Here is a 1,291-nt window from a genome sequence, read left to right on the forward strand (position 1 = left end):
TCTACAAAAATGTCAATATCATTATGGGCTCTTGACTGATATCCAAGAAGAGCATCTACACCCCAGCCACCATCAAGAAAGACTTTAATCTCCGCATCTATTGCAAATTGAAGAATCTGTTTTACATCTGTTATATTGACCATCTTATCATCTCCACAAATTCTAATTAGGCGACCAGAGGAACTGCTGGTCTGTTTGATAAATCTCTGCATTTAGCAGTTTTCAATGTTGCCAAAACGAAAGTTAAGAAGATGTTCCTTTTCTCCATGTCGCTTTCTTTGGCGTAATTTACAAGGTTATTCCACACAAGATAGTTGTTCAGATACTTGGTAGAAACACCGTTAAAGCCACGCATAAACCTCTTTAGCTGGCTATGGTAGCTATTGATATGTTGGATATTATAAATGCCTTTCTTGGCTTTGCCAGTCTTTAACTGCACAAGGTCAATGCCATTGGCATTTGTAAATCTCACATAGGAGTTCATCTTGTCCGTAACAAGAGTGGAATTGGTCTTAATCCTACCATCATAAATATGATGTAAATCTCTTGTAGAAACTCTACCAGTATTCGTAATCTTGGAGATAGACAAGCCATTCCTATTAACCGCACAAGGAACACATACCTTTTCTTGGGACAAGCCTCTGATATGTGTAGAATGACCACGCTTATGAGCCTTGCGTGGCATAGCAAATGTCTTACTCTTGCTATGATTGCCCTTGTACGAGATGGCGAAAAAAGTTTCGTCAGCCTCAATAATGCCGTCAAGGGTAACATCGTCTGCCATATTCTGAAGTGCATCCAAAATCTTGTGTCTCCAAAGGAATGCGGTGTTTCTGTGAATCCCACAAGCAACAGCAGTCTTACGAATGGATAAGCCATTCATCATACAATCAATGTACTGCTCCCACACGGACAAGTCTTTTCTTGTACCAGACACAATGGAGTTCGTAGCAATCACGAAGGACTTGCCACAATCCTTACATACATATCGCTGTGTGCCATCTTTACGATGACCATTGCGAACCACATGGATACAGCCACAAAGAGGGCATACACGACCATTTGCAAAGCGTTCCTTTGCTACGAAATCTTCAATATTCAAAGACTTTACAAAGGCAGGACTTAAAAGCATTGTTTTAAGGCTTTCCTGCTCTGCGACAGTCAACTTACCGATAATATCTAATGCGTCTTTGATAGTAGGCATATCCAATTACCTCCTTCGGTGGTACTGTTTCTTACTATTATTATACGCTATTTCTCGTCAAAATCAACCATTTGTTGTGACAGAGCC

Annotated in this window: 2 protein-coding genes; both read right to left on the reverse strand. The window is 40.3% G+C overall.

Annotated features, from left to right (window positions below; all coding sequences use genetic code 11):
* Nucleotides 1–212, reverse strand: a 212-nt coding sequence (locus PGX78_RS08030) for a nucleotidyltransferase domain-containing protein (protein ID WP_442864819.1), incomplete at its 3' end; no start/stop codon positions are given.
* Nucleotides 167–1,204: an IS1595-like element ISSag10 family transposase gene (locus PGX78_RS08035; RefSeq protein WP_002837184.1), complete on the reverse strand. Its 1,038-nt coding sequence runs from the start codon at nucleotides 1,202–1,204 to the stop codon at nucleotides 167–169. The genes PGX78_RS08030 and PGX78_RS08035, both read right to left, overlap by 46 nt.
* Nucleotides 1,205–1,291: the final 87 nt, after the last annotated feature.

This window comes from Megasphaera sp. AF13-6AC (assembly GCF_027685385.1).
In the GTDB taxonomy this organism is placed as follows: Bacteria; Bacillota; Negativicutes; order Veillonellales; family Megasphaeraceae; genus Megasphaera; species Megasphaera micronuciformis.

Bases quoted from the DNA above. Each gene is read 5' to 3' on its own strand.
- PGX78_RS08035 (WP_002837184.1), bottom strand. From the start codon at position 1,204: ATGCCTACTATCAAAGACGCATTAGATATTATCGGTAAGTTGACTGTC.